The organism is Pontitalea aquivivens (genome assembly GCF_046507575.1).
Taxonomy (GTDB): domain Bacteria; phylum Pseudomonadota; class Alphaproteobacteria; order Rhodobacterales; family Rhodobacteraceae; genus Pontitalea; species Pontitalea aquivivens.
The window spans coordinates 1-4055 of the sequence record NZ_JBKFEY010000061.1; the positions used below are offsets into that span (position 1 = coordinate 1).

A 4055-nucleotide genomic window follows, 5' to 3' on the forward strand; every position below is an offset into this window, starting at 1 on the left:
GTCGGGGCCTTGAGGTAGTTGGTGGAAAGCTGGTTGATGTCCCGGGCTTCCTGCCCGGCACGAGCGAAGAATATGGCGGCGTCATCAAGCATGGGGTGAAACTGCTGTTCGCCTTTTCCCAAGCGACGGCGCCGATGTTGACGCTGATCACCAGAAAAGCCTATGGCGCCGCCTATGACGTCATGGCCTCGAAGCATATCGGCGCCGACGTGAACTATGCTTGGCCGACCGCCGAGATCGCGGTGATGGACGCCAAGGGTGCTACCGAAATTCTCTACCGCTCCGAACTCGGCAATCCCGAAAAGATCGCCGCCCGGACCAAGGAGTATGAAGAGCGCTTCGCCAATCCGTTCGTGGCGACCGAGCGCGGCTTCATGGATGAGGTGTTCATGCCGCATTCGTCGCGCAATGCGCATCGCGCGCGCCTTCGCCGCACTGCGCGGGAAGAGCGTCGATACGCGGTGGAAAAAACACGACATGATGCCGCTTTGAGGATGAGAAATGTGTAATCAGGTTCTCTATGGCGACACAGTCTGCGCTACGCCGAGACAGCTGGCCTTGCTGGTTGGCGGTGTGGAAAGATTGATCTGGCTTGAGCACCAGGGCGATTTGGATTGGTGCCTTTGTGTGATCGATCTTCCGAAGACTCTGAATCGCGCCAAGCTCAAGTGGAAGCAAGGTTCAGATCCAGAGAGTTTTGTGGTTGAGCGATAGGCAAACAATGTTCAAGAAAATCCTCGTCGCCAATCGCGGCGAAATCGCTTGCCGGGTCATCAAGACGGCCAAGAAACTAGGTATCGCCACGGTCGCCGTCTATTCGGATGCCGACCGTGAGGCGTTGCATGTGAAGATGGCCGACGAAGCGGTGCATATCGGGCCTGCGCCGACGAACCAGTCCTGCATCGTCATCGGCAAAATCCTGGACGCGGTGTGCGCAACCGGCGCGGAGGCCGTGCATCCGGGCTATGGTTTCCTGTCGGAAAACCCCAACTTCGCCGAAGCCCTCAAGGCCGACGGCGTCGCCTTCATCGGACCGCCGCCGGTGGCAATCGAAGCCATGGGTGATAAGATCACCTCGAAAGGGATCGCAGCCAACGCCGGCGTTTCGATCGTTCCTGGTCATATGGGGCTTATTGAAGATGCGGACGAAGCCGTCCGCATTGCGGGTTCTGTCGGCTATCCGGTGATGATCAAGGCATCGGCCGGCGGCGGCGGCAGGGGCATGCGTATCGCCTGGAATGACGCCGAGGCGCGCGAGGGTTTTCAGTCGTCCAAGAATGAGGCAAAGGCCTGCTTCGGCGATGACCGCATCTTCATCGAGAGATTCGTGACGCAGCCGCGTCATATCGAGATCCAGGTGTTGGGCGACCAGCACGGCAATCTCGTCTATCTTGGCGAGCGCGAATGCTCGATCCAGCGCCGCAACCAGAAGGTCATCGAGGAGGCGCCGTCGCCTTTCCTCGACACCGCCACGCGCAAGGCGATGGGCGAGAAAGCCGGCTTCATGCGGAAGACCCGTATCGCAGCTTCTTGCCGTCGATCGGACGTCTTTCGCGTTACCGGCCGCCGGTCGAGGGCACGCGTGACGACGGCACGGTCGTGCGCAACGACACCGGCGTCTTCGAGGGCGGCGAAATCTCGATGTATTACGACCCGATGATCGCCAAGCTGTGCACCTGGGCTCCGAACCGGCTGGCCGCGATCGACGCCATGTCGCAGGCGCTCGACGATTTCGAGGTCGACGGCATCGGCCACAATCTGCCGTTCCTGTCGGCGGTGATGGACCATCCGCGTTTTCGCGAGGGCCGGCTTACCACCGCCTTCATTGCCGAGGAATTTCCGGACGGCTTTGTCGGCGTGACGCCGAGCGAAGCGGATGCCCGGAAACTGGCGGCGGTCGCCGCCTTGATGAACCTGCGATCCGAACAGCGCGCCGTGCAGATTTCCGGCGGAATGGACAACCATCGCCGCAAGGTCGGCGCGGATTGGGTGGTGACGCTGGGCGACTTCCGCTTCCGGCTCACCGTTGGCGGGCAGGCCGAAGGGGCGACCGTAGCTTTCGTGGGCGGACCTTCGGTCAGCGTCGTCAGCGATTGGCTACCGGGCCGTGTTCATGCCAGCTTTGTTATCGATGGCGAGCCCGCTGGCATCAAGATGGAGGCAACTGGCACCGGCATGCGGCTGCGCTGGCGCGGCATGGATGTGGTGGCGCATGTGCGTACGCCGTGCGTTGCCGAGCTTGCCTTGCTCATGTCGGTGAAACTGCCCCCGGACACTTCGAACATGCTTCTGTGCCCGATGCCGGGCGTCATCACCAGCATTGCCGTCAATGTCGGGGATCAGGTCGAGGCGGGGCAGGCGCTGGCCACCGTCGAGGCGATGAAGATGGAAAACGTGCTGCGGGCCGAGCGCCGCGCAACGGTGAAGCGCATCGCGGCGCAAGCGGGCCTCAGCCTTGCCGTCGATGAACTCATCATAGAATTCGAGTAGGAGACAGACATGAAAGTTCTGGTGCCCGTCAAGCGGGTTGTTGATGCGAATGTGAAGGTCCGCGTCAAAGCTGACGGTTCGGCGGTCGAGCTCGCCAACGTCAAGATGGCAATGAACCCGTTCGACGAGATCGCGGTCGAAGAGGCGATCCGGCTGAAGGAAGCCGGCAAGGTCGAGGAAATCGTCGTCGTTTCGATCGGGCCTCAGCAGGCTCAGGAAACGCTGCGGACCGCGCTTGCCATGGGTGCCGACCGCGCCATCCTGGTCAAGACCGACGAGCAGACCGAGCCGCTGGGCGTCGCCAAGGTGCTGAAGGGCGTAGTCGAGGCTGAACAGCCGGGGCTCGTCCTGCTCGGCAAGCAGGCGATCGACGACGATTCGAACCAGACCGGCCAGATGCTGGCGGCGCTGCTTGGCTGGGCGCAGGGCACCTTCGCCTCCAAGATCACCCTTGACGGCGACAAGGCCACGGTAACACGCGAAGTCGACGGCGGCCTGCAGACGCTGGACCTGAAGATGCCGGCCATCGTGACCGTCGATCTTCGCCTCAACCAGCCGCGCTATGCCTCCCTGCCCAACATCATGAAGGCCAAGAAGAAGCCGATGGACGAGAAGTCCCCGGCCGATTTCGGCGCCGACGTGACGCCGCGCCTCAAGGTTTTGAAGACCGAAGAGCCGAGCGGCCGCAAGGCTGGCGTCAAGGTCAAGACCGTCGCCGAACTGGTGGACAAGCTGCGCAACGAAGCCGGCGTGCTTTGATCAGTAGGGATAGGAGATAAAAACATGGCTATTCTTCTGATTGCCGAACACGACAACGCAACCCTTTCCGACCAGACCGCCAAGGCGCTGTCGGCCGCCCTCCAGATCGGCTCCGACGTGCATGTGCTGGTAGCCGGCAAGGGTGCGAAGGCTGCGGCCGACGCCGCTGCCAAGCTCAAGGGCGTCACCAAGGTTCTTCTGGCTGAAGCCGACGAGTTGGCCCAGCAGCTTGCCGAGCCGATGGCGGCGCTGATCGTCTCGCTCGCCGGCGGCTACGACACCATCCTTGCCGCCGCGACCTCGACCGGCAAGAACGTCGCCCCGCGCGTCGCCGCCCTGCTCGACGTGGCGCAGGTGTCCGAAATCATCGAGGTGGTTTCGCCCGACACCTTCAAGCGTCCGATCTACGCCGGCAACGCCATCCAGACGGTGCAGTCGGGCGAGGCCAAGAAGGTCGTCACCGTGCGCACCGCTTCCTTCCAGGCGGCACCGGAAGGCGGCTCTGTCGCTGTCGAGACCGTCCATGCGGCAGCGAACCCCGGCCTGTCGACCTTCGTCCAAAACAAGCTGTCGGAAACCGACCGTCCGGAACTGACCTCGGCCAAGATCATCATTTCCGGCGGCCGCGCGCTCGGTTCCGCCGAAAATTTCCAAGAAGTGATCCTGCCGCTGGCAGACAAGCTCGGCGCCGCCGTCGGCGCTTCCCGCGCTGCGGTCGACGCCGGCTACGCCCCCAACGATTGGCAGGTCGGCCAGACCGGCAAGGTGGTCGCCCCCGATCTCTACATCGCCTGCGGTATTTCCGG

Annotated in this window: 2 protein-coding genes and 2 pseudogenes; all 4 read left to right on the forward strand. The window is 62.8% G+C overall.

Going from position 1 to position 4055, the window contains the following annotated elements; genetic code table 11:
* Positions 1 to 492, forward strand: a pseudogene (locus ACK8OU_RS19890) (carboxyl transferase domain-containing protein); the annotation flags it as partial.
* A gap of 229 nt (positions 493 to 721) precedes the next feature.
* Positions 722 to 2490: pseudogene (locus ACK8OU_RS19895) on the forward strand (ATP-binding protein).
* A gap of 9 nt (positions 2491 to 2499) precedes the next feature.
* A complete protein-coding gene (locus ACK8OU_RS19900) occupies positions 2500 to 3249 on the forward strand; it encodes an electron transfer flavoprotein subunit beta/FixA family protein (protein ID WP_410305068.1) in 750 nt (249 codons plus the stop codon).
* 24 nt (positions 3250 to 3273) lie between these two features.
* On the forward strand, positions 3274 to 4055 hold a 782-nt coding region (locus ACK8OU_RS19905; protein WP_410305069.1), incomplete at its 3' end, for an electron transfer flavoprotein subunit alpha/FixB family protein.